Source organism: Petrocella sp. (assembly GCF_059865615.1).
In genome coordinates, this window is record NZ_JCBCDA010000104.1 from 1 (window position 1) to 4,572 (window position 4,572).

4 protein-coding genes are annotated in these 4,572 nt (G+C 39.3%); all 4 read left to right on the forward strand.

Annotated features, from left to right (window positions below):
- Positions 1–196: ANTAR domain-containing protein (locus tag AC6F8J_RS11260; RefSeq protein WP_500723426.1), on the forward strand; the 196-nt coding region annotated here is incomplete at its 5' end.
- A gap of 16 nt (positions 197–212) precedes the next feature.
- Positions 213–1,622 (forward strand): histidine kinase N-terminal domain-containing protein, encoded by a 1,410-nt coding sequence (locus AC6F8J_RS11265; protein WP_500723427.1) that lies wholly within the window; start codon positions 213–215, stop codon positions 1,620–1,622.
- A gap of 97 nt (positions 1,623–1,719) precedes the next feature.
- The gene (gene eutA / locus AC6F8J_RS11270; RefSeq protein ID WP_500723428.1) at positions 1,720–3,156 is read left to right on the forward strand and encodes an ethanolamine ammonia-lyase reactivating factor EutA; all 1,437 of its coding nucleotides are present in this window, start codon (positions 1,720–1,722) and stop codon (positions 3,154–3,156) included.
- Between the two features lie 56 nt (positions 3,157–3,212).
- The coding region (locus AC6F8J_RS11275) for an ethanolamine ammonia-lyase subunit EutB (RefSeq protein WP_500723429.1) at positions 3,213–4,572 on the forward strand (1,360 nt) is incomplete at its 3' end.

A 4,572-nucleotide genomic window follows, 5' to 3' on the forward strand; every position in this document is an offset into this window, starting at 1 on the left:
AATAAAAGAAGACACAGAAAAGCTAAAAAATCAGTTAGAAGCCAGGAAGTCCATTGACCGGGCAAAAGGTATTCTTATGGATCATAATCGAATAACCGACAAAGAGGCCTACAATCTCATTAGAAAACTGAGTATGGAAAAGCACGCTTCTATGAAGAACATTGCCAATGCAATCATTATGAATCATCAAGAATAGGCCAGGAGCAAATACAATGCTAAGAGCGTTATGCAATAAATACACGAATCTAAGTGGTGAAGATATCATAAAACTAGAGAGCATCGCTAGGGTGCTTCCAATCATAGCGGATCTCGTAAAGGCAGATGTGTTTATAGATTGTATGACCAGCGACCCCAATGCAGCCATTGTTGTGGCAGAAGCCAAACCGACCTCCCACGCCTCCATGTATGAGTATTCCGTGGTTGGAGAATTGGCTTATAGAAAGAATGAACCAGCGGCCCTAAGGACCTTAGATATTGGAATGGCAACAAGAGATCTTAAGGCTCTAACCCAAGAGAACAAAAACGTCAAACAGAATGTTGTACCCATACAAAATGACAAGGGGGAAGTTATTGGCGTATTGATTATGGAACAAGACATTACAACATCGGTTAAGCAAAATGAAAAGATGGAATTTCTGGCTGAAACAACAGGACAACTGACAGAATCCTTGCTGAATGTTAAAGACAGTGAATATACCGTTACTTACCATATCAATGATGCTATTATTATCTTTGATCAACAAGGCATTAGCAATTATGGTAATCCCGGGGCAAAAAGGTTGTACGAGGAACTGGGTTATAGAGATAGCATTATTGGAATGCATTTTGAAAATCTGGTATTAGATGGGTGCGTATTCAACAAAGTAGTCGAAGAACCTAGCTTGAAAATATCAGAAGTTACTGTTGGCAGACTCACCTTACAAATAAAATACGCAACATTAAAACGACAAAATGTCATAACAGGGCTTACCATGCTCATTAAAGACATTACGGAAGTGAGAGAAAAAGAAAAAGAAATCATCCTCAAATCCGTGGCCATAAGAGAAATTCATCATCGAGTCAAGAATAATTTACAGACCATAGCCAGCCTTCTTAGTCTCCAGTCGAGAAGAATTAATAATAATTTGGTCAATGAAGCTTTTAATGTAAGTATCAATAGAATTCTTGGGATCGCGGTTACCCATGAGCTACTGGCGCAAAATGGTGTAGATGACGTCGACCTTAAAACAATTGTAAGCAAAATAAAAGAGAGTACCCTTAGATACGGCTTATCAACAGTAGATCATATTAGCATATCTATAGAAGGAGACAGTCTGACGGTTAACTCGGATAAGGCAACTTCCATCGCCTTGGTGGTCAATGAGCTTTTGCAAAACTCCATTGAACATGCCTTCGATGGTAAATCAAATGGTAGGATCGATATTTGGATTCAAAAAGGAAATCTGTACTCAAGTATGTCTGTCATTGATAATGGCAAAGGATTTGACGTAAAATCCATAAAAGCAGATAGCCTTGGACTGAATATTGTAAGTAGTATTGTAAAAGATAAGTTACAAGGTCATCTGGATTTGAATTCCAGTGAAAACGGCACGAAAATAATATTCGATTTTATAAATGAATAGAAAACACAACGTAGTGTTTTTGTGAAAGGCAATGTTGGCCTAAGGAGTATGTAAGCATACTTTTTAGGCCAATTTTTGCGTTTGGGGAGGGGTTATCTTGGAAGAGAAAATTATCAGCGTAGGCATTGACATCGGTACTTCAACAACTCAATTGGTATTTAGCAGACTAACCATTGAAAACACAGCATCGGCTTTTTCCATACCCAAAATTAGAATAGTAGAAAAAGAAGTCATTTATAAGAGTAGCATCTATTTTACCCCTTTAATATCAGATACTGAGATTGACGGCGAAGCCATTAGAATAATCATTGAAAATGACTATAAAAAAGCTGGCATCCATCCAAAAGAAGTGGATACAGGGGCGGTTATAATCACTGGAGAAACAGCAAGAAAAGCGAATGCATCTCTTGTACTGGAAAAACTGAGTGGCTTAGCAGGTGACTTTGTCGTAGCCACAGCAGGGCCGGATCTTGAAGCCATTATTGCCGGAAAAGGTGCTGGTGCAGACCTATATTCTAAGTCCAACAGAAGTGTCGTGGTGAATCTGGATATTGGTGGCGGCACGACGAATATCTCAGTATTCAAGGACGGTGAGATTATTGATACCACTTGTATTGATCTGGGAGGGCGGCTTATTAAGCTTCATCCAGATAGCATGAAAGTTGAATATATCTCAAAAAAAGTTAAAAGGTTAGCAGATCATATGGGTATTTTGATTGAGGTCGGCCAGGTTATTTCAGTAGATAATATTAAAAAGATAACGAACCGAATGGCAGAACTGATTGAAGAGGTTCTGGGTATTAGAAAAGTAACCGAGGCTCTAAAGTTGATGCTAACGACAAAGGACTTAAAAAGAAATTATGACATAGAGTCCATCTCATTTTCAGGTGGTGTTGCTGACTGTATCTATGGGACCTATTTAGAAGAAAAAAATCTTATTTACGGTGATATTGGTATATTTCTTGGCAAAAGTATAAAAAACTTGAATCTGAACAATACTTTTAGCATATACGAGCCAACGGAGACGATTAGAGCAACGGTTGTAGGAGCTGGCAGTCACACGACAGATATTAGCGGAAGTACAATCACGTTCTCAAAAGATATTTTTCCACTTAAAAACATACCGATACTCAAGCTTTCGGTAGAAGATGAGGAACTGGGATACGAAGCACTGAGTCAGGCCATCAAAGAAAAAGTCAGTTGGTTTGGCTTACATAATGAGAAACAACAGGTGGCTTTGGCCATTAAGGGGGTGAAGAGTATAAGCTTTGGAGAGCTAAAGTTACTGGCACAGACAATTATTAGTGGGATGGCGGAGATTATAAGTATGGAGGTGCCGCTGGTGGTCATCGTAGAAAATGACATAGCAAAGGCGCTGGGACAAACCATACAAACCTATTTAGAGTATAAGAAAGATGTTGTTTGTATCGATGCTGTGAATGTGAGTAATGGTGATTTTATTGACATCGGAAGGCCGTTGGCAAATGGTAGGGTCGTCCCAATTGTCATCAAAACATTAGCATTTGGATATTAATTAAAGAAACATAGTTTTGAGCTTTACCATCAATATTAGAAGAAGAGGTGATAGGTGTGAGGTTAAAAACCAAGTTATTTGGAGACGTGTATCAATTTAGTTCAGTCAAAGAAGTCTTAGCAAAAGCGAACGAAGAAAAATCCGGAGATAAGTTAGCGGGCATTGCCGCAAACACCGTTACGGAACGGGTAGCGGCCAAAGAGGTTCTGAGCAATCTTGTGTTGAAGGATTTGAGAAACAACCCTGTGATTCCTTATGAAACAGATGAAGTAACAAGGGTTATTCAAGATGCGGTCAATGAAAAAATCTATGGAGAGATTCAGAATTGGACTGTGAGTGAACTTAGAGAATGGATCTTAGATTCCAACACAAAAGAAAGTGATTTAGTAAGAATAAGTAGAGGCCTAACAAGTGAAATGGTTGCAGCGGTAACAAAAATCATGTCCAACCTAGACCTAATCTATGGTGCAAGTAAGATTAGAATAACAGCCCATTGTAATACGACCATAGGACTTCCAGGCACCTTATCTATAAGGTTGCAACCCAACCATCCTACAGATGATTTGGACGGGATTATGATTTCTACTATGGAAGGACTTTCCTATGGCGTTGGTGATGCGGTAATCGGACTCAATCCGGTAGATGATTCAGTAAACAGTATTAGCAATGTATTAAAAATTTTTGCAGACCTAAAAAACAAATGGGAGATTCCAACCCAAGCTTGTGTACTTGGTCATGTTACAACCCAGATGAAAGCCATAAGAGAAGGCGCCCCATCTGACCTGATTTTTCAAAGCATAGCCGGTTCTCAAAAAGGAAATGAAGCTTTTGGTGTGACGACTGAAATGTTAGACGAAGCCCGAGCCTTGGTACTAAAGGAAGGGACATCAACCGGACCCAATGTCATGTATTTTGAAACTGGACAAGGATCTGAATTGTCCTCCGACGCCCATCATGGTGCGGACCAATTAACCCTTGAGGCAAGATGCTATGGTTATGCAAAAAGATATCAACCCTTCTTGGTCAACACAGTTGTTGGATTTATCGGACCGGAATTTTTATATGACAACCATCAGGTTATTAGAGCAGGTCTTGAAGATCATTTCATGGGCAAACTATCTGGTATACCAATGGGCGTGGATGCTTGTTACACCAACCATATGAAAGCCGACCAAAATGATATTGAGAATCTAGCGGTACTCTTAACAACAGCTGGATGTAATTATTTTATGGGTATCCCTGTTGGCGATGACGTCATGTTGAACTATCAATGTACTGGATATCATGAAGCACAAACACTCCGAGAATTGTTGAATTTAAAACCTATTAAGGAATTTGATTTATGGTTAGAGAAAATGGGCATTAGGAAAAACGGGAAATTTACAGATCGAGCAGGCGACGCGTCCATATTTCTTA

What these genes read in the sequence shown, in the direction of transcription:
- AC6F8J_RS11265 (WP_500723427.1), top strand. Translation starts at nt 213, where the DNA reads ATGCTAAGAGCGTTATGCAATAAATACACGAATCTAAGTGGTGAAGAT.